General features: G+C 69.6%; 19 protein-coding genes and 2 tRNA genes. 4 read left to right on the top strand and 17 right to left on the bottom strand.

Annotation, left to right across the window (positions count from 1 at the left end):
• Positions 1 to 20: 20 nt before the first annotated feature.
• Positions 21 to 899: a rhomboid family intramembrane serine protease gene (locus ACYVGN_RS01920; RefSeq protein ID WP_460788420.1), complete on the bottom strand. Its 879-nt coding sequence runs from the start codon at positions 897 to 899 to the stop codon at positions 21 to 23.
• A gap of 19 nt (positions 900 to 918) precedes the next feature.
• A complete protein-coding gene (locus tag ACYVGN_RS01915; RefSeq protein ID WP_055988782.1) occupies positions 919 to 1476 on the bottom strand; it encodes a peptidylprolyl isomerase in 558 nt (185 codons plus the stop codon).
• Between the two features lie 98 nt (positions 1477 to 1574).
• Here ACYVGN_RS01915 and ACYVGN_RS01910 point away from each other — a divergent pair, with 98 nt between their 5' ends.
• Both ACYVGN_RS01910 and ACYVGN_RS01905 read left to right on the top strand, forming a co-directional pair.
• Positions 1575 to 2096: a hypothetical protein gene (locus ACYVGN_RS01910; RefSeq protein WP_055988781.1), complete on the top strand. Its 522-nt coding sequence runs from the start codon at positions 1575 to 1577 to the stop codon at positions 2094 to 2096.
• Complete coding sequence (locus ACYVGN_RS01905; protein ID WP_460788418.1) at positions 2096 to 2572, top strand: aminoacyl-tRNA deacylase; 477 nt, start codon at positions 2096 to 2098, stop codon at positions 2570 to 2572. The genes ACYVGN_RS01910 and ACYVGN_RS01905 overlap by 1 nt, the downstream gene beginning before the upstream one ends.
• 115 nt (positions 2573 to 2687) lie before the next feature.
• On the opposite strand, the gene aroQ is transcribed toward ACYVGN_RS01905, so the two are convergent.
• The 6 genes from aroQ to ACYVGN_RS01875 form a co-directional block, all read right to left on the bottom strand.
• Complete coding sequence (gene aroQ, locus ACYVGN_RS01900; protein WP_235562957.1) at positions 2688 to 3125, bottom strand: type II 3-dehydroquinate dehydratase; 438 nt, start codon at positions 3123 to 3125, stop codon at positions 2688 to 2690.
• A gap of 17 nt (positions 3126 to 3142) precedes the next feature.
• Positions 3143 to 3571 (bottom strand): NUDIX hydrolase, encoded by a 429-nt coding sequence (locus ACYVGN_RS01895; protein ID WP_055988779.1) that lies wholly within the window; start codon positions 3569 to 3571, stop codon positions 3143 to 3145.
• Between the two features lie 101 nt (positions 3572 to 3672).
• Positions 3673 to 3843: a CsbD family protein gene (locus tag ACYVGN_RS01890; RefSeq protein WP_082542950.1), complete on the bottom strand. Its 171-nt coding sequence runs from the start codon at positions 3841 to 3843 to the stop codon at positions 3673 to 3675.
• Between the two features lie 99 nt (positions 3844 to 3942).
• Positions 3943 to 5391, bottom strand: a complete 1449-nt coding sequence (locus ACYVGN_RS01885; RefSeq protein ID WP_460788415.1) for a threonine/serine exporter family protein — start codon at positions 5389 to 5391, stop codon at positions 3943 to 3945.
• Positions 5392 to 5877: 486 nt separating this feature from the next.
• Entirely contained in the window at positions 5878 to 6090 is a 213-nt protein-coding gene (locus ACYVGN_RS01880) for a hypothetical protein (protein ID WP_460788413.1), read from the bottom strand.
• A gap of 152 nt (positions 6091 to 6242) precedes the next feature.
• Positions 6243 to 6315, bottom strand: a tRNA-Ala gene (locus tag ACYVGN_RS01875).
• Positions 6316 to 6435: 120 nt separating this feature from the next.
• On the opposite strand from ACYVGN_RS01875, the gene ACYVGN_RS01870 reads away from it, so the two are divergent.
• On the top strand, positions 6436 to 6588 hold the full coding sequence (locus ACYVGN_RS01870) for a hypothetical protein (RefSeq protein WP_460788411.1): 153 nt from the start codon (positions 6436 to 6438) through the stop codon (positions 6586 to 6588).
• A gap of 20 nt (positions 6589 to 6608) precedes the next feature.
• Positions 6609 to 7130 (top strand): META domain-containing protein, encoded by a 522-nt coding sequence (locus ACYVGN_RS01865; protein WP_460788409.1) that lies wholly within the window; start codon positions 6609 to 6611, stop codon positions 7128 to 7130.
• 44 nt (positions 7131 to 7174) lie between these two features.
• On the opposite strand, the gene ACYVGN_RS01860 is transcribed toward ACYVGN_RS01865, so the two are convergent.
• The 9 genes from ACYVGN_RS01860 to dnaA form a co-directional block, all read right to left on the bottom strand.
• Positions 7175 to 7251, bottom strand: a tRNA-Ile gene (locus ACYVGN_RS01860).
• An 86-nt stretch (positions 7252 to 7337) separates the two neighbouring features.
• On the bottom strand, positions 7338 to 7742 hold the full coding sequence (locus ACYVGN_RS01855; RefSeq protein WP_055988776.1) for a DUF3566 domain-containing protein: 405 nt from the start codon (positions 7740 to 7742) through the stop codon (positions 7338 to 7340).
• Positions 7739 to 10291, bottom strand: a complete 2553-nt coding sequence (gene gyrA, locus ACYVGN_RS01850) for a DNA gyrase subunit A (RefSeq protein WP_460788407.1) — start codon at positions 10289 to 10291, stop codon at positions 7739 to 7741. Before gyrA ends, ACYVGN_RS01855 begins: the two co-directional genes overlap by 4 nt.
• A 47-nt stretch (positions 10292 to 10338) precedes the next feature.
• On the bottom strand, positions 10339 to 12423 hold the full coding sequence (gene gyrB / locus ACYVGN_RS01845) for a DNA topoisomerase (ATP-hydrolyzing) subunit B (protein ID WP_082542948.1): 2085 nt from the start codon (positions 12421 to 12423) through the stop codon (positions 10339 to 10341).
• 120 nt (positions 12424 to 12543) lie between these two features.
• A complete protein-coding gene (locus tag ACYVGN_RS01840) occupies positions 12544 to 13032 on the bottom strand; it encodes a DciA family protein (RefSeq protein ID WP_055988774.1) in 489 nt (162 codons plus the stop codon).
• Positions 13029 to 14210, bottom strand: a complete 1182-nt coding sequence (gene recF, locus ACYVGN_RS01835) for a DNA replication/repair protein RecF (protein WP_055988773.1) — start codon at positions 14208 to 14210, stop codon at positions 13029 to 13031. Before recF ends, ACYVGN_RS01840 begins: the two co-directional genes overlap by 4 nt.
• A gap of 270 nt (positions 14211 to 14480) precedes the next feature.
• Entirely contained in the window at positions 14481 to 15623 is a 1143-nt protein-coding gene (gene dnaN / locus ACYVGN_RS01830) for a DNA polymerase III subunit beta (RefSeq protein ID WP_055988772.1), read from the bottom strand.
• A gap of 494 nt (positions 15624 to 16117) precedes the next feature.
• Complete coding sequence (locus tag ACYVGN_RS01825; RefSeq protein ID WP_460788405.1) at positions 16118 to 17077, bottom strand: D-2-hydroxyacid dehydrogenase family protein; 960 nt, start codon at positions 17075 to 17077, stop codon at positions 16118 to 16120.
• A gap of 13 nt (positions 17078 to 17090) precedes the next feature.
• Positions 17091 to 18512, bottom strand: coding sequence for a chromosomal replication initiator protein DnaA (gene dnaA, locus ACYVGN_RS01820; RefSeq protein WP_460788452.1), 1422 nt, complete (start codon positions 18510 to 18512; stop codon positions 17091 to 17093).
• Positions 18513 to 18817: the final 305 nt, after the last annotated feature.

The following is an 18817-nucleotide window of genomic DNA, read 5'->3' as shown; positions in this document are numbered from 1 at the left end:
AAACCTGTGGATAACTCGGGTCAGAGAATGAGCGCCGGGGGCAGCGCGAGCAGCGCCAGCAGCACGGCGACGATGCCGGCGAGGAGCGCGATCTGCAGCCGATGCTGGGCCGGGCGCTGGGTGGTCGCGATCACGAGGCCCACAGCGAGCCCGGCGATCAGACCGCCCACGTGGGCCTGCCACGAGATGCCGCCGAACGAGAAGCCGACCACGAGGTTGACGCCCAGGATGATGAGGATGCCCGTGACGTTGCCGCCCAGGTGACGCCCGATGACGACGAGGGCGCCGAGCATTCCGAAGAGCGCACCCGACGCCCCGACGACGGGCGTGTCGAACGCGAGCAGCGCGACCGCGACGGATCCGCCGAGGCCGGAGATCAGGTAGAGCGCGAGGTAGCGCCACCGCCCGAGCATGGGCTCGAGCAGGCGCCCGATCATCCAGATCGAGAGCAGGTTCAGCGCCACGTGCAGGAAGCCGCTGTGGACCAGCAGGACGGTCAGCAGGCGCCACGGCTCGAACCAGCCGAACTGTGGATAGATCCGCGGCGCCCAGAAGGCCAGCATGCCCTGCAGGCTGACGCCGAACGGAGAGAGCAGCAGGTCGAGCAGGAAGAACGCGCCCGTGACGCCGAGGATCCAGTTGGTCACGGGGGCGGCGCCCGCGGTCGCGACGAGGCCGCCGCCGCGACCCCACCGGCGCTCCGCGCGCTTCTGCGCCGGAGTGCGGCTGCGCTGCTGCGCGCGCAGGCACTCGGGGCAGATCACCCCGACGGCCGCCGGCGTCTGGCACTCCGGGCAGACCGTGCGCTGGCAGCGCTGGCAGAGCGCGAAGCTCATCCGGTCGGGGTGCCGGTAGCAGAAGTCGGCGGGGTTGCGGGGGCGCGGGTCGGTGGTGGTCACGGCAACGGCCGAGAGGTCGTCAGGCCGCGGTGATCTCGACGGAGTGCAGCACGACCGGCTCGAGCGGGCGGTCCTGCGCGCCGGTCGGCACCTGTGCGATCGCGTCGACGACGGCCTTCGAGGCGTCATCCGCGACCTCGCCGAAGATGGTGTGCTTGCCCATCAGCCACGGCGTGGGGTCGGTCGTGATGAAGAACTGCGAGCCGTTCGTGCCGCTCAGCTTGCCCGTGATGGCGTTGGGGCGCTTGCCCGCGTTCGCCATGGCGAGCTTGTAGGGCGTGTTGAAGTCGAGCTCGGGGTTGATCTCGTCGTCGAACGTGTAGCCGGGGCCGCCGATGCCCTGACCGAGCGGATCGCCGCCCTGGATCATGAAGCCGGGGATGATGCGGTGGAAGATGACGTCCTTGTACAGCGGGCCGTCGCCGGGCTTGCCCGTGGCGGGGTCGGTCCACGATCCGGAGCCGTCGGCGAGGCCGACGAAGTTCTGGACCGTCTTGGGCGCGTGGTCGCCGAAGAGGTTGACGACGATGTCGCCGTGGTTGGTGTGCAGGGTGGCAACGGCAGTGTGCTGAGGCATCTACACATTCTCTCAGAGCTGGGCAACCCTCTGCCCCTGACAAGGTCATCTGGCAGGATGGGGAGACACCACATCCCCAGGGACAGGGAGGGCCACCCGTGAGCCTCAGCAAGAAGCGCAAGAAGGAGCTCCGCAAGCTCCAGGATTCCGCCGTCCAGCTGTGGGAGGCGCAGCAGGTGCTGGTCTCTGACGCGGCGCAGGTCGCGCGCGAGGCCGGCCGTCAGCTCGGCAACTACAACCGCGAGCACGTCGCCCCGGTGATCGACGAGAAGTACCACCACTATGTCGAGCCGGTCGTGGACCGCGTGTCCCCGTACGTGGACTCGAGCCGGAAGGCCTCGAAGCGCTTCCTGGACAGCAAGGTCGCCCCGGTCGTGGGCGGCGCCGTCGGCAAGGCGCTGTCGGCCCTCGACGCGGCGAACGACGCGCGCGTGAAGTACGCGAAGAAGCGCGCGGGCATCCCGCTCGTGGAGCCGAAGAAGCGCAGCGCGGGACCGATCGTCGCGATCGCTCTGGGCGTCGCGGCGGCCGCCGCGGTGCTGTACGCCGCGTGGCAGACGCTGCGCGCCGACGACGAGCTCTGGGTCGCGGACGACCCGCTGGCCTCGCCCGACGCGTAGTGTCGGTCGATCGCGTTCGAACTGCCGCGGCCGCTCGTGGTCTCGAGATCGAGATCCGCGAGTCGCCGCGGGCGTCTTCCCTCGAGGAGGCGGCCGCGCTGCGCGGCATCACACCCGCCGACATCGTCAAGACGCTCGTCGTGAAGGGCCGGGGCGACCAGTACCTGTTCGCGCTGATCCCCGGCGACCGCTCCATCTCGTGGCCGAAGCTGCGTGCGCTGCTCGGCGTGAACAGGCTGCGGCTGCCGGAGCCCGAGCTGGCTCTGGAGGCCACGGGCTACGAGCGCGGCACCATCACGCCACTCGGCAGCGCCCGCGACTGGCCTGTCTACGCGGACGAGCGGATGACCGGACGCCGCGTCTCCATGGGCGCGGGCGCGCACGGCTGGACGCTGTTCGTCGACGCGGACGCCCTCATCGCGTCCTACGACGCGACGGTCGCCGACATCAGCGAGCCCATCGAGACGATCCGCTAGTCACATCCGGTCGTTCAGCGGCGCGATCGTCGCTCACTCCCGGTCGTTGAGCGGAGCGAAGCGGAGACGAAACGGGTCGAGCGAGCGAAGCGAGTCGAAACCGCCGTCCACCCGCTCAGCCGAGCAGCGTGGCGAGGCGGCGGATGGCGAACTCGTAGCCCTGCACGCCCGCGCCGACGATCACGCAGCTCGCGACGTCCGACAGGTACGAGTGGTGGCGGAAGGGCTCGCGCGCGTGCACGTTCGAGATGTGCACCTCGGCGAACGGCAGCGCCACACCCGTGAGCGCGTCGCGCAGGGCGACCGACGTGTGGGTGAACGCACCGGGGTTGATCACGACGCCGGCGCAGTCGGCCTTCGCCTCGTGGATCGCGTCGATCAGCACGCCCTCGTGGTTGCTCTGGACCGCGCGGAGCTCGAGGCCGAGCTCCTCCGCGACCGCCATGGCGCGGTCGACGACGTCGTCGAGCGTCTCGGCGCCGTACACCTCGGGCTCGCGCGTGCCGAGCAGGTTGAGGTTCGGGCCGTTGACGAGCAGCAGGCGGGTGGTCACGGTCGTGCTCCGATCGTTCAGTGGTGGATGCCGGCCATGTCGAGGGCCTTGTCGACGAGGCTGACGCGCTCGATCCCTCGCACCTTCGACAGCGGCACCCATTCGGCCATGTCGCTCGAGCCGTCGACCTCGTGGGTGAGCGTGCCGCCCACGACGGTCGCGCGGTAGACGATGCGCAGCGCGTGCAGCGGCCCGCTCGCCTCCCGGTTGAGGCGCTTCTTCGCGGGGATGACATGCGAATCGATGCCGAGCAGCGCGTCGAGACGCACCTCGTAGCCGGTCTCCTCCCACACCTCGCGGCGCGCGGCGTCGGCCGGGTCCTCGCCCGGCTCAAGACCGCCGCCCGGCATGGACCAGGCGGGCACGCGACCCTCGATCCAGCGCGACAGCAGCACCCGGTCCTCGTCGTCGACGATCACGCAGTAGGCGGCGACGCGCATGTCCATGGGCTCAGCCTAGCGATGCGCCCTCGCGCGAGATCCGTGCCGCGGCGCGAGGATGCCCCCACGCCCGGGGGCGCAGGGGCATCGCGGTCGAGCCGGGCGGCCTACTTGAAGGCGTCCTTGACGTTCTCGCCGGCCTTCTTGAGGTTGGCCTTCGTCTGGTCGGCCTCGCCCTCGGCCTGAAGGCGCTCGTTGTCGGTCGCCTTGCCGGCGGCCTCCTTCGCCTTGCCCTTCAGGTCCTCAGCGCCGTGCTCGATCTTGTCGTCGAGTCCCATGGTGGCTCCTTTCGTCGGGGTCCGGGTGGTGCCCGGGGTAGCCACGATAGGAGGGCGCGCGGGATCCATCATGGGGGTCGCGGATCGCGCGATCTTGCGCTAGTGCTCGGTCGGAACCCGCAGCACGACGTTCGCCCCGCCCGCGGTCGGCCGGGCCACGGCTCGCCGCGCGGCGGTGAAGCCGCCCAGCGTTCGGGCGAGCGGCGAGCCGATGAAGAGGCCGAGTGTGGCACCGGCCGCGAGCGCGATGCCGACCATGCCGGCCGTGATGAGCGACGACGTCGCGAACAGCAGATGCTCGGTGACGCCGCCCGCCTCCACGAGACCGAGAAGGCCGCGGAAGACCGCGGCACCCGGCACGAGCGGCAGGATGGCCGCCGTCGTGACCGCGACGGAGGGCACGTGCAGGCGGTGCGCCAACAGCGCGCCGATCACGCTCGCCACGAGGGCGCCGACGAAGCTCGCGGGCGCCTGGTCGAGACCCGTGGCGCTCACGAGCGCGAAGGCCGCCCAGGCGATGACCCCGAGCAGCGCGCTGACCACGATGATCCGCGCGCCCGCGCCGTTGAACACCGCCACCGCGATCGCGACCAGCACGGCGCCGGCGAACTGCGCGGCGAGCGGGCCGAGCGGCATCGGGGCGCTCGGGGGCTCCATGCCCACGCCGAGCGCGCGAGCGAGCTCGAGGCCGACGAGGATGCCGAGCACCACGCCGAGCGTCTGCACGGTCAGCTCCAGGATGCGCCCGCCCGCCGTGAGCGAGAATCCGTCGATCGCGTCCTGCGCGGCCCCCACCACGGCGAGGCCCGCAAGCATCAGCACGATGCCGGAGGACACGACGATGGTCGGCCGGACGTCGACGAACGGCTCGATGCCGAGCCGCGCGAGCAGCGCCGTCAGCACCGTGAGCGCGGTCAGCACGAACGCCCCGGCGATCTGGCTGAAGAACAGCGGCACCTGCAGGCGTGCGAGGCCCGCCTGCGTCAGGGCGACCCCGAGCGCGGCGAGCAGCGTCGCCAGCAGGATCGACCACGACGCGCCGAACATGGCGCCCACGCCGACGGCGAGCAGCGCCTGCGACAGGATGACGACCGAGGGACGGTAGCGGAACGGCGAGCGCCGGATCTCGTGGAACCGGGTGCGGGCGTCCTCGAGGTCCAGGCCGCTCTCGATGGCCCGGACCAGCGCCTGCAGCCGCTGCAGCTTGGCGTGATCGGGCACCGCCGAGCGGACCACCCGCATGATCGTCACGGGCCATTCTCCGCCGTGACGGTGGTCGGACACGGTGATCGAGTTGAACGTGACGTCGACGTGGACGTTGCGGAGCCCGTACGCCTGCGTGATGCGCAGCGCCGCGAGCACGACCTCCTTGGCGGAGGCGCCCACAGACAGCATGACCTCGGCGACCCGCATCGCCAGGTCGATCACGCGCAGCACGGTCGCGTCATCGATGATCGGCAGCGCCTCAGTGCGTGCGCTCTGCGCCGCATCGCTGTGGATCGCCCTTCGAACGCTCTCGATCACCCGACGGCCGTGCTCGCGAACCATGCCTCCATCCTCCCCGATCGCGCCGGGGAGCTTCGTGAGACCGCATCCGACCGGCGAGACCGCAATCCGCGGTCGACACCGTCTCCGCCGACGCCGGTCTCGTCGGGATCCTGCGGTCTCATTGCGATCGCGCGCGATCCGGGCCACAGCTGCTCGTTCACTCCACGCGTCGAGTCGCCCCCGAATCGAGGAACACCCCGATACGGTCACCATCCCGCACGAACTGCAGGGCGCTGTCGGGATACTTCGCACGACGGTTCGAGGGTCGCGATCTGCGGCGCGCCTTTCGACACCGGGACGGGCGAGATCCTTGCAATTCCGTATGCTGCGCTGCCCGCCAGCGCCGCGGCCACGACGACGGACAGCGCCCACAGCACCCGGAGTCGGCGCGAAAGCGAGCCGCGGGGCGGGACGGGAACAAGCGCAGAGTTCGGATCCGCCACCCGCTCGAGCACCACGGGCTCCGGTTCCGTGATGACGGCGACGTCACTCGCCGGGTGGCGTGGGTCCGACCGCCTTGGGCAACGCCTCCGGGGCGACGATCTCGGGCTTCGCGGGACGCGCGACCTGGTGTACGCCGGCCCGCTGCTCGAGTTCGTGCAACCGTCTCAGCGCATGCTGATCCTGCTGGATGTCCGCGCCCCGGCCGTAGGCGCGGGCGCGCAACATGCGCAGCTCGTCATCGGTGTCGACGTCCATCGCCTGCATGCTCTCACACGTACACCAGTTTGCTCACGCACTTGGACCGTCGGGTGAGGACTTGCGTACGCGCCTTCGCCCGCGAATCGGCGGATGACTCTGATCAGGTCATTGCACCAACAACAAAACCCCTGGTTGACCAGGGGTTTCTGTGGAGCCTAGGAGATTCGAACTCCTGACATCCTGCTTGCAAAGCAGGCGCTCTACCAACTGAGCTAAGGCCCCCGAGGGAATGTCCTCGACGAGTCTACAGGGCCGAGGATCGCGCCCCTCGCGGCCGGCTGTCAGGAACCGGCGCCCGGCGCTCCCGTTGTCCGGGACGGTGCGGGGTGGGATGATCCGCTCATGTACAGACGCCGCATCGGGGCGGTCGTGCTCGCCGTCGTCGCGATGGGCTTCGCGACGCGAACCGTCGGCGCGAGCGCGGAGGCCGACGACGGGGGCGACCTCATGCCGTTCCTCGCGCGGTGGGTGGCGGCTGGGGCACCCCGCATCTGACCATCTCGGGCGGCGGGAGCGTGAGCGGCTCAGACGGCTGCAACGGCATCTGGACCGACGTGACCCGGCTCGAGGGCGATCGGCTGATGACGGATCGCGCCTGGGAGCAGACCCTGAGAGCCTGCGTGAACGACCCGGACGTCCTGCGTTCGATCCCCTCGTCGCTCGCCGTGGAGGACGGGGAGCTCGTCCTCTATGACGAGGACGACGTCGTGATCGCCCGCCTGAGCCGCTCCGTCCCGCCGCTCCGCGTCAGCGTGCTCGGCGAGTGGCGCGCGGACGGGGACGGACCGTGGATCAGGTTGCACGCCGACGGCTCGGTGGAGGGGTACGACGGCTGCAGCTGGTTCGCCGGGACGGACGGATCCGCCAAAGGCGACGTGTACCGCTTCCCCGCCGAGCTGTCGTACACCGAGGCGGCCTGTCCCCCCGAGGCCAGGGAGTGGACCCGCGTCCCCTACGAGGCGCGCGTCTGGGACGGCGTGCTCGAGGTGTTCGACGCGGTCGGCGTCCACCTGACGACCCTGCCGCGCGGCCGCTGACACCCGGGAACGAGAAAAGCCTCCGCGTCTGCGAAGGCTCTCGATGGTGGGGGTACCAGGACTTGAACCTGGGACCTCTTCATTATCAGTGAAGCGCTCTAACCGCCTGAGCTATACCCCCAGTTGGGCGTCGGACTCGCGTCCTCAACCTCAGAGACTTTACCCGATCCGCGCGGCGAGCGCCAATCGGGGCCGGTCCCGCGTGTGTCAGTTCGAGGTGAACCCGACGAGCAGCCCGCCCGTGACCTTCACGGCCAGGTTGTAGATGCCGGCGATCACGGCGCCGAGCACCGTGACGACGACCAGGTTCAGGATCGCGACGATCGTCGCGAACGCCATCACCTGCGGCAGGCCGATGAACTGGGTGATCGACAGGCTGCCGTCCGTGAAGCTCTGGAAGAACTCGTCCATCTGGGCGATGAGGCCCGTCGTCTGCACGACCATGTAGATCAGGAAGAACGACACGATCGTCACGATCGCGAGGGCCACGGCCGCCAGGAACGACAGCTTCACGGCCGACCAGAAGTCGACGTAGACCAGCCGCAGGCGCACCTGCTTGGCATTCGTCTTGTGCGTGGACTTCTTGGCGAGCTTGTCGGCTACCGTGCTCATGCGTCTGTGTCGTCTCCGGTCGTCTGGGCTGCGGACGAGTCCTCGATCTCGGTCTCGTCCTCGGCCGCCACGCCGCGCTCGCTGTTGCGGGCGATGGCGAGGATGCGGTCGTCCTTGTCCGGACGCGCGAACAGCACGCCCATGGTGTCGCGGCCCTTGGCGGGGACCTCGGCAACGGCCGAGCGTACCACCTTGCCCTTGGCGAGGACCACGAGCACCTCGTCGTCCTCCGAGACGATCAGGCCGCCGGCGAGACCGCCCCGCTCGTCCGACAGCTTCGCGACCTTGATGCCCAGGCCGCCGCGGCCCTGGACGCGGTACTCGCCGACGTGCGTGCGCTTGGCGTAACCGCCCTCGGTCACGACGAACACGAAGCCCTCGTCGCGGACGACCGACGCCGACAGCAGCGAGTCGTCCCCGCGGAACGACATGCCCTTCACGCCGCTGGTCGAGCGGCCCATGGGGCGCAGCGCCTCGTCCGTCGCCGAGAACCGCAGCGACATTCCGCGACGGCTGATCATCAGGATGTCGTCGGTCGAGTCCACCAGCAGCGCACTGACCAGCTCGTCGTCCTCGCGCAGCTTGATCGCGATGATGCCGCCCTGGCGGTTGGTGTCGTACTCGACGAGGCGCGTCTTCTTGACGAGTCCGCTGCGCGTGGCGAGCACGAGGTACTCGGCGGCCGCGTAGTCCTTGAGCTCGATGATCTGCGCGATCTGCTCGTCCGGCTGCAGCGCCAGCAGGTTCGCGACGTGCATGCCCTTCGCATCGCGGCCGGCCTCGGGCAGCTCGTACGTCTTGGTCCGGTAGACGCGGCCCTTGGTCGTGAAGAACAGCAGCCAGTGGTGGGTCGTGGTGACGAAGAAGTGCTCGACCACGTCGTCGGCGCGCAGCTGCGCACCCCGCACGCCCTTGCCGCCGCGGCGCTGGGAGCGGTAGTTGTCGCTGCGCGTGCGCTTGACATAGCCCTCGCGCGTGACCGTGACGACCATGTCCTCTTCGGCGATGAGGTCCTCCATGGACACGTCGCCGTCGAAGCCGTGCAGGATGTGCGTGCGACGCTCGTCGCCGAAGCGGTCGACGATCTCGGTCAGCTCGGCGCGGATCAGCTCGCGCTGGCGCATCTCGTCGGCGATGATCGCCTTGAAGTCGGCGATCTTCGCCTCGAGCTCCGCGGCCTCGTCGATGATCTTCTGCCGCTCGAGGGCCGCGAGGCGGCGCAGCTGCATCGACAGGATCGCGTCGGCCTGGATCTCGTCGATGCTCAGCAGGTCCATCAGGCCCGCGCGCGCCTCGTCGACCGTGGGCGAACGGCGGATGAGCGCGATGACCTCGTCGAGCGCGTCGAGCGCCGCGAGGTAGCCGCGCAGGATGTGCATGCGCTTCTCGGCCTCGCGCAGGCGGTACTGCGTGCGCCGGACGATGACGTCGAGCTGGTGCGCGATCCAGTACTGGATGAAGCCGTCGAGCGACAGCGTGCGCGGCACGCCGTCGACGATCGCCAGCATGTTCGCGCCGAAGTTGGTCTGCAGCTCGGTGTGCTTGTAGAGGTTGTTGAGCACGACCTTCGCGACCGCGTCGCGCTTGAGCACGACCACGAGGCGCTGGCCGGTGCGGCCCGACGTCTCGTCGCGGATGTCCGCGATGCCGGTGACCTTGCCCTCGCGCGCGAGCTCGCCGATCTTGACCGCGAGGTTGTCGGGGTTGACCTGGTACGGCAGCTCGGTGATCACGAGGCACGTGCGGCCCTGGATCTCCTCGATCTCCACGACGGCGCGCATCGTGATCGAGCCGCGGCCGGTCCGGTACGCCTCGTGGATGCCCTTGGTGCCCAGGATCTGCGCGCCGGTCGGGAAGTCGGGGCCCGGGATGCGCTGCATCAGGCCCTCGAGCAGCTCCTCGCGCGGCAGCTCCGGGTTGGCGAGCGCGAACAGCGCGCCGTCGGCGACCTCGCGGAGGTTGTGCGGCGGGATGTTCGTGGCCATGCCGACCGCGATGCCGACCGAGCCGTTGACCAGCAGGTTGGGGAAGCGCGCCGGCAGGACCGCCGGCTCCTGCGTCTCGCCGTCGTAGTTGTCGTGGAAGTCGACCGTGTCCTGCTCGATGTCGCGCACCATCTCGAGCGCGAGCGCGGCCATCTTGGTCTCGGTGTACCGCGGGGCGGCGGCGCCCTGGTTGCCGGGCGAGCCGAAGTTGCCCTGGCCCTGCGCGAGCGGGTAGCGCAGCGACCACGGCTGCACGAGGCGGACGAGGGCGTCGTAGATCGCCGAGTCGCCGTGCGGGTGGTACTGACCCATGACCTCGCCGACGACGCGGGCGCACTTGGAGAACTTCTTGTCGGGGCGGTAGCCGCCGTCGTACATCGCGTACACGACGCGGCGGTGCACGGGCTTCAGGCCGTCGCGCACGTCGGGCAGCGCGCGCCCGACGATGACGCTCATCGCGTAGTCGAGGTAGCTGCGCTGCATCTCCGACTGGAGGTCGACCTGGTCGATGCGGCCGTGGTTGTGCGCGGCGGTGATGTCGGGGCGCTCTTCGTTGTCTGCCATGTGTCTTTCGATTCAGCTCTCGATGATCCGGATGCGCGGGGCGCGGATCAGATGTCGAGGAAGCGGACGTCCTTCGCGTTGCGCTGGATGAACGAGCGGCGGGACTCGACGTCCTCGCCCATGAGCACGGAGAAGATCTCGTCGGCCGCGGCGGCGTCGTCGATCGTCACCTGGCGCAGCGTGCGCGTCTCGGGGTTCATCGTGGTGTCCCACAGCTCGTGGTCGTTCATCTCGCCGAGACCCTTGTAGCGCTGGATGCCGGCCTCCTTGGGGATGCGCTTGCCGGCGGCCGCGCCCTCCTTCAGGAGCGCGTCGCGCTCGCGGTCGCTGTAGACGTACTCGTGCGGCGCGTTCGACCACTTCAGGCGGTACAGCGGCGGCATCGCGAGGTACACGAAACCGGCCTCGACCAGGCCGCGCATGTAGCGGAACAGCAGCGTCAGCAGCAGCGTCGTGATGTGCTGGCCGTCGACGTCGGCATCGGTCATCAGCACGATCTTGTGGTAGCGCGCCTTCTCGATGTCGAACTCCGGCCCGATGCCCGTGCCGAAGGCCTGGATCATCGCCTGGACTTCCTTGTTGCCCAGCGCCTTGTCGATGCGCGCACGCTCGACGTTCAGGATCTTGCCGCGCAGCGCGAGGATCGCCTGCGTGTGCGGGTCGCGGCCGCCGACGGCGGAGCCGCCGGCCGAGTCGCCCTCGACGAGGAAGATCTCGCTGATCGACGGGTCCTTGGACGTGCAGTCCTTGAGCTTGTCGGGCATCGCGGCCGACTCGAACACGCTCTTGCGGCGCGCGGTCTCGCGCGCCTTGCGCGCGGCGAGGCGCGCGGTCGCGGCGTCGATCGCCTTGCGCACGATGTTCTTCGCCTGCGCGGGGTTGCGCTCGAACCAGTCGCCCAACTGATCGCCCACGACCTTCTGCACGAACGCCTTGGCCTCCGTGTTGCCGAGCTTGGTCTTCGTCTGACCCTCGAACTGCGGCTCCGACAGCTTCACGGAGATGACGGCGGTCAGACCCTCGCGCACGTCGTCGCCCGTGAGGTTGTCCTCCTTCTCCTTGAGGAGGTTGTTGGCGCGCGCGTACTTGTTGACGAGCGTCGTCAGCGCCGCGCGGAAGCCCTCCTCGTGCGTGCCGCCCTCGTGGGTGTTGATCATGTTCGCGTACGTGAACACGTTCTCGCTGTACGAGGTGGTCCACTGCATCGCGACCTCGACCGACATCCGGCCGTCGGCCTGCTCCTGCTCGAGGACGATGATGTCCTCGTTCACGCGCTCGGCCTTGCGCACCTTGTTGAGGTACTCGACGTAGTCGACCAGGCCGCGCTCGTAGTGGAAGACGTTGTGGCGCTTGACCATCTCGGTCGAGCCGTCCTCGCGCGCGACCTCCTCCTCGGAGTCTGCGCGCTCGTCGTACAGCTCGATGCGCAGGCCCTTGTTGAGGAACGCGGTCTGCTGGAAGCGCGTGCGCAGCGTCTCGTAGTCGAAGTCGACGGTCTCGGTGAAGATCGCGGGGTCCGGCCAGAAGGTGATCGTGGTGCCGGTCTCGTCGGTCGCCTCGCCCTTGTCGATCGGGGCGAGCGGCACGCCGCCGTTCTGGAACGACTGGCGCCACACGTGACCCTGGCGCTTCACGACCGCGTCGAGGCGCGTGGACAGCGCGTTCACGACGGACGAGCCGACGCCGTGCAGACCGCCCGAGACGGCGTAGCCGCCGCCGCCGAACTTGCCGCCGGCGTGCAGCACCGTGAGCACGACCTCGAGCGTGGACTTGCCCTCGGTCTTGTGCATGTCGACGGGGATGCCGCGGCCGTTGTCGACGACGCGCAGGCCGCCGTCCTCCAGCAGCGTGACGATGATCGTGTCGCAGTGTCCGGCGAGGTGCTCGTCGACCGAGTTGTCGACGATCTCGTACACCAGGTGGTGCAGACCGCGCGGCCCGGTCGAGCCGATGTACATGCCGGGGCGCTTGCGCACGGCCTCGAGACCCTCGAGGACCTGGATGGCGTCTGCGCCGTACTCCCCTCCGACCTTCTTGCCGTCGATCTGGGCGGAGCCGGTCGATCCTGCGGGATCCGTCGGTGCGCCCGTCTCGTTCTGAGGCGTCTCGTCCTGAGGGTTGTCGGTCGTCATCTAGGTGGCGCTCCACATCTGTTCCGGGTGCCCTGCCATCCTACCAAGCGGGACCCCTCCGACCGGCCTTGACGGGCCCTCAGACGCGAGAAAAACCACCCGGTCACCCCGGGAGGTGTCTCACCCGTAGGTATCGCGCGGACCACGCCCTGGAATCGATCTGCGACCCCATTTCCAGGTGGGGACGTCGGGCCCCACGAAACGCACGGAGTCGACACCGGCCTCCGGATACCTCGTGACGATCTGGGTCAGGATGTGCGCCCGCATGTACGACAGGTTCTTGGCCCAGGCCGTCGAGTCGCACTGGATGGTGAGCATGCCCCCCTCCAGCGAGACCGGGCTGGAGTGCTGCGCGGTCTCCGCGCCGGCGACGTCCTCCCACTGGCGCACCAGGTCCTCACGGGCCAGCTGCGGGGCCCATCCGTTCGCCTTGGTGAGCCCGTCGAGCGCGTCGCCGATGGATCCGGGATCCCGCCCGGGCGTGAACGGCTGGTTCTCGTCGTCCTCGGAGCCGCGGCGCCGGCGCTTGCGCCACTGCGCCCGCTTGCTCGGCTCCATCCCGCGCAGCCGCAGGTAGGTCGCGAGGGTCTCGGGCAGCTCGTCGCTCATCGTCCCTCCACGGGAGCCTCGAGCGGATGCTCGCTGAGCGGGCCCAGGACGCGGCCGGCCTCGATGCGGACCGCGTTGGCGCGCAGCGCCTCGGGCACATCGCCCGCGACGGCCGCCGTGACGACGACCTGCTCGTACCCTGCGACGACGCCGGCGAGGCGCGCGCGGCGATCGGCGTCGAGCTCGGCGAACACGTCGTCGAGGATCAGCACGGGGTCGCCGCCGGGCGACTCGGCCCGCAGCAGCTCGGCGGACGCCAGCCGGAGCGCGAGGGCGACCGACCACGACTCCCCGTGCGACGCGTACCCCTTCACGGGCAGCCCGCGCACCCGCAGGATGAGGTCGTCCCGGTGCGGGCCCACGAGCGTGAGACCGCGGTCGAGCTCGGCGGCGCGCTTCGCCTGCAGCGCCGCGCGGAACAGCTCGGCGGTCGCGCCGGCGGTCGGCTCGTCGACGGACTCTCCCTCCTCGGGGTCCCCGCCCCGCACCGACAGCGCCCATTCCAGCTGCGGGCGGTGATCCTCTCCCGCGATCGCCGCGTACGCCTCCGCGACGGGAGCCGCGAGGTCCTGCGCGAGCCGGATGCGCGCGTCGATGATCTCGGAGCCGAGGGCGACGAGCTTGTCGTCCCACACGTCGAGCGTCGGCAGCTGCGCGCTGCGCAACCCGCGGGCCCGGGCGGACTTCAGCAGCGCGGTGCGCTGCCGCAGGGTCCGGTCGTAGTCGGCGAGCACGGCCGACATCCGCGGGGTGCGCTGCACGAGCAGCTGGTCCGCGAAGCGCCGGCGCGACGACGGGTCGCCGCGCACGATCTGGAGGTCCTCGGGCGCGAACAGCACGACCTGCGCGTAGCGCGGCAGCTCGTTCGTCCGCACGGGCGATCCGCCGATCCGCGCCTTGTTCGAGCCCTGCTTGTTGAGCTGGAGCTCGAGCGTCACACGGCGCTCGCCGTGCGCGAGCCGAGCCCGCACGAACGCGGCGTCGAAACCCTCCCGCACGAGCGGCGCGTCGGCGGACACCCGGTGCGAGCCGAGCGTCGCGAGGTACGCGATCGCCTCGGCCAGGTTCGTCTTCCCCTGCCCGTTGCGCCCGACGAGCACATTCGCCCCGGGCCGGAGCTCGAGCTCGGCTTCCGCATAGTTGCGGAAGTCCTTCAGGCTCAGATGCTCCACGTGCATGTTTTTTTCCAGTAGCGCATGGTCGCGTCCTCGATCGCTCGCCCGGCGCGAGCGCCGGGACTCACGATCGATCGCTGTCGCTTCGCTCCATCGGGGACGGACGTCACGATTCCGAGGTGGTCGACAGTCGCTTCGCTCCACGCTCGCTTCGCTCGCACGGCGTTGCACTCCTTCGCTGAAGCATCCTCGTCACTCCAACTCAAGCAGTACTCGCTGGGTATGACACCGTGCGAGCTCACGCTCCATGCACTACCCCGCGAAGCGGGAAAACTACCGCAGAAGAAGGTTCGGCTGGAGGAGGTACTTGAAGCTGTCGCTGCCGGCCTGGTCGACCGAGGTCTGGCTCGTGATCAGCACGGGGCTGAGCTTGTTGGCGTTGTCGCTCGACGTGAACGTGATGCGCACGAACTCGCTGCGCACGGCGGCGAGCGACTCGAGCAGGTACTGGGGGTTGAGGCCGAGCGTGACGTCCTCGCCCTGCAGGTGCGCGTCGACCGACTCCGAGGCTCGCGCCTGGTCGCCGCCGGACGCGTCCATCGTGACGGACGACGTGGTGAACGTGAAGCGCAGCGGCGCCGAGCGGTCGAGCACGAGCGCGACGCGGCGCACGGCCTCGGTCAGCTCGCTCGTGCTGACGACCGCGTAGTGCTCGGTCTGCTCGGGGAACAGGCGGCGGACCGGCGGGAAGTTGCCCTTGATGAGCAGCGACGTCACGGTCTTGTTGCCGGCCGTGAACGCGATGATCTCGCGGTCGCCCGATCCCGAGAACGCGATCGAGATGTTGCCGCCATGCGAGAAGGTCTTGCCGACCTCCTGGAGCGTGCGGGCCGGGACGAGCGCGTGGGCCTCCTGCTGCCCGCCGTCCCAGTCGATGTCGCGCAGCGCCACGCGGTAGCGGTCGGTGGCGACGAGGCTGAGCTGCTGGCCGCTGACCTCGAGCTGCACGCCGGTGAGGACCGGGGTGACGTCGTCGCGCGAGGCGGCGAACGCGACCTGCGAGATCGCGGTGGCGAAGTCGTCGGCCGGCACGAGCCCGGACTCGCCCGTGACCTCGGGGATCGCGGGGTATTCCTCGACGGGCATCGAGGCGAGCGCGAAGCGCGCCGAGCCGCAGGTGAGGGCGATGTTGCCGTCGTCCTCGGTGGTCATCTGGATGGGCGCGTTCGGCAGGCGGCTTGCGATGTCGGACAGCAGCCGGCCGTGCACGAGGATCGTGCCGGGCTCGTCGACCGTCGCCTCGATCGTGGTGCGCGCCGAGGCCTCGTAGTCGAAGGCCGACAGCGCGAGGGCGCCGTCCTCGGTCGCCTCGATCAGCACACCGGCCAGGATCGGCTGGGGATTGCGCTGAGGAAGCAGCTTGACGACGAACGACACTGCCTCACTGAAGACGTCACGGTTGACGTGGAACTTCACTTAGCGCTCCCTCGATGACTGCACACCCCACGGACCGTGGGGCCTCCCATGCTAGTGCCCACGCCGGATCCTTGTGTTTTCCCCGTTCCGGCCCGAGAAGGTCATCGCATGACCCCGGAGAGAAGAGATCTCTGTAGTCGTGTTAACAGCTGTGGAAAATGTGGATAAGTCTGTGGATCCCGCTCGCGCGTAGGGAACTACACGCGTGTGAGATGTGGATCGGCTGCGGACGGACGGGGGACGACGTCGCCGGCCGGACGATCACCGCACACCGCGATTCCACATCCGGTCCGCGTGTCGTTCACATGGCTCAGGGCGTGTCTGAACAGTTATCCACAAGTTTTCCACACTGGGGAGAACCCTTATAGAGGGTGCCCGGAACGGCTGTCAAGGACGGATCGGGGCATACGTCGACATACGGGGAGCGTGCCCGAAGCGGTATGCCGGGCGGCCGGCACGGGCCGTCCGGGTGCTGTCCGGTTGGCGGCGCCGGGTCAGCCGGCGGGTGCGGCGATCACCCGGATGGGAGCGCTCCGCTCCCAGGCGCGCACGTCCTCGAGCGCATCCGAGTAATAGAGGGAGTACTGCTCTCGCGTCACATAGCCGATGTGCGGCGTCAGGCGCGTGCGCGGGGCCGTCAGGAGCGGGTGCCCGGGCGGGAGCGGCTCGTCGTCGAACACGTCGAGTGCCGCTCCCCCGAGGGCTCCGGACGCGAGGGCCGCGATCAGGGCATCGGTGTCGACCAGCCCGGCACGGGCGGTGTTGACCAGCAGCCCGTCCGGTCCGAGCGCGGTCAGCTCGGGCTCGCCGACGATGTGCCGCGTGCGCTCGGACATCCGCAGATGCAGCGTGGCGATGTCGGACCGATCGAACAGGTCGGCCTTCGAGACGAGCTCGGCGCCGGCCTCCGCCGCCCGCTCATGCGTGAGGTTCTCGCTCCAGGCCAGCACCCGCATGTCGAACGCGCGGGCGTACCGCGCCATCCGCGTGCCGATCTTCCCCAGCCCGACGATGCCGAGCGTGCGCCCCGCGAGTTCGGACCCCACGCCGGTCTGCCAGCGCCCGTCCCGGAGTGCCTGTTGTTGGCCGGGGATGTCGCGGACGGCGCTCATCAGCAGGGCCCAGGAGAGCTCAGGGGCGGCCGCCGCCGACGCCCGCGTGCCGCAGACCGTGATGCCGAGCCGCGCCGCCGCCGCGGTGTCGATCGACGCGTTGGCGGGGCCCGTCGTGATCAGCAGCCTCAGGCCGGGGAGGCGCTCCAGCACGCGCGCCGGGAAGGCCGTCCGCTCGCGCATCGCGACCACGGCCGTGTCGTGCGCGAGCGCCGCGACCAGCGCATCCTCATCCGGATGCGGATCGCGCAGCGCCCGCACGTCCCACCCGTCCAGCTCATGCCAGGGCGCGCAGCCGAGCGCGACCCCCTGATAGTCGTCGAGCAGCGACAGGGAGGGCATGCGTGGGAGCGGGTCAGCGGCGGCCGAGCTGCGTGGTGATCTCGGTGACCTGGTTGTAGATCGAGCGGCGCTCCTTCATGAGCTCGCTGATCTTCTTGTAGGCGTACATGACCGTGGTGTGGTCGCGGCCGCCGAAGAGCTGCCCGATCTTCGGCAGCGACAGGCTGGTGCGCTCGCGGCACAGGTACATCGCGATCTGCCGGGCCTGCGCGACGGCCTGCGACCGGCTCGAGCCGTACAGGTCGTCGACGGTGAGCTTGAAGTAGGCCGCGGTCGCCGTGATGATGTCGCTCTCGGACACCACGTTGTCCTCGGTCTGCTCCACGATGTCGCGCAGCACGTTCTGGGCGAGCTGGATGTCGACGTCCGACCGGTTCAGGCTCGCGAACGCCGAGACGCGGATGAGGGCGCCCTCGAGCTCCCGGATGTTGGTGGACACCACGGTCGCGATGTACTCCACGACGTCGTCGGGGATGTACAGCCGCTCGGACTGCGCCTTCTTGCGCAGGATCGCGATGCGGGTCTCGAGGTCGGGCGCCTGCACGTCGGTGATCAGACCCCACTCGAAGCGGCTGCGCATCCGGTCCTCGAAGCCCGTGAGGTGCTTCGGGGCCACGTCGCTCGTGATCACGACCTGCTTGTCGTGGTCGTGCAGCGTGTTGAACGTGTGGAAGAAGGCCTCCTGCGTCTCGGCCTTCCCCTGCAGGAACTGGATGTCGTCGATCAGCAGGATGTCGACGTCGCGGTACCGCGCGTTGAAGGCCGCGCCGCGGTTGTTCGCGATCGAGTTGATGAAGTCGTTCGTGAACTCCTCGCTCGACACGTACCGGACGCGCACGCCGGCGAACAGGCTCTGCGCGTAGTCGCCGATCGCGTGCAGCAGGTGGGTCTTACCGAGCCCCGAGTCGCCGTAGATGAACAGCGGGTTGTACGCCTTGGCCGGCGCCTCGGCCACCGCGACCGCGGCCGCGTGCGCGAAGCGGTTGGACTGGCCGATGACGAAGTTGTCGAACGTGTACTTCGGGTTCAGGCGCGTGTCGTTGCGGCTGGGCGTCTGAGCCTCGGTGGGGTTCTCGGCGACCGGCCGCTGCGGCTGCGCGGGCTCGGGAGCGGCCAGCGTCGCGGAGCCGAGGGACGTGGGGAACTGCGCCTCGGACAGCTCGGGGTTCACCGTGACGCGGAAGCTCTGCGCGTCGTCGCCGAGGCTGGCGAGCGCCTCCATGATCGGGTCGCGCAGGCGCTTGGTGATCTGGGCGGCCGTCAGGTCGTTCGGAACGGCGAGGTAGAGCGTGCCCCCCATCACTCCCTCGGGCACGACCAGGCTCAGGAAGCCCTTCATCTGCGGCGTGACGCGATCGTCGCCCTCGAGCTCGACGAGCACGGCACGCCAGACCGGGACATCCGGGATCCGCTGTCCGGGCGGAACGTCTTGCATGGACATGGCCCCCCTCATGAGTCCTGCACGATCCACAGGGCATCCTTCCGGGACGGATGTCGTGGCGCGACGGTGTGTCCGCAGCCTGTGGATAACTTCTGCAACGCTAGTCACCGGACGGCCCGACGGCAAATGTGTCGGCCGGCTGCGCGGAGCGGGGAGCGCGTGTCCCTGCCGGGCGCGGAGGGGCGCTGTGGAGATACTGTCAGGTTGTCGCCTGGTTTGCGCGAATCACAGGACCGGACGTACTCTAGGTCGGTTGACTTATGCCCTCGCGGCATTCCCGTACACATCCACGTCTCCGG

The sequence above is a fragment of the Microbacterium lacusdiani genome (genome assembly GCF_054779895.1).
Note: the sequence above shows the minus strand (reverse complement) of the source record. Positions and strands in the feature narration are given on the sequence as shown.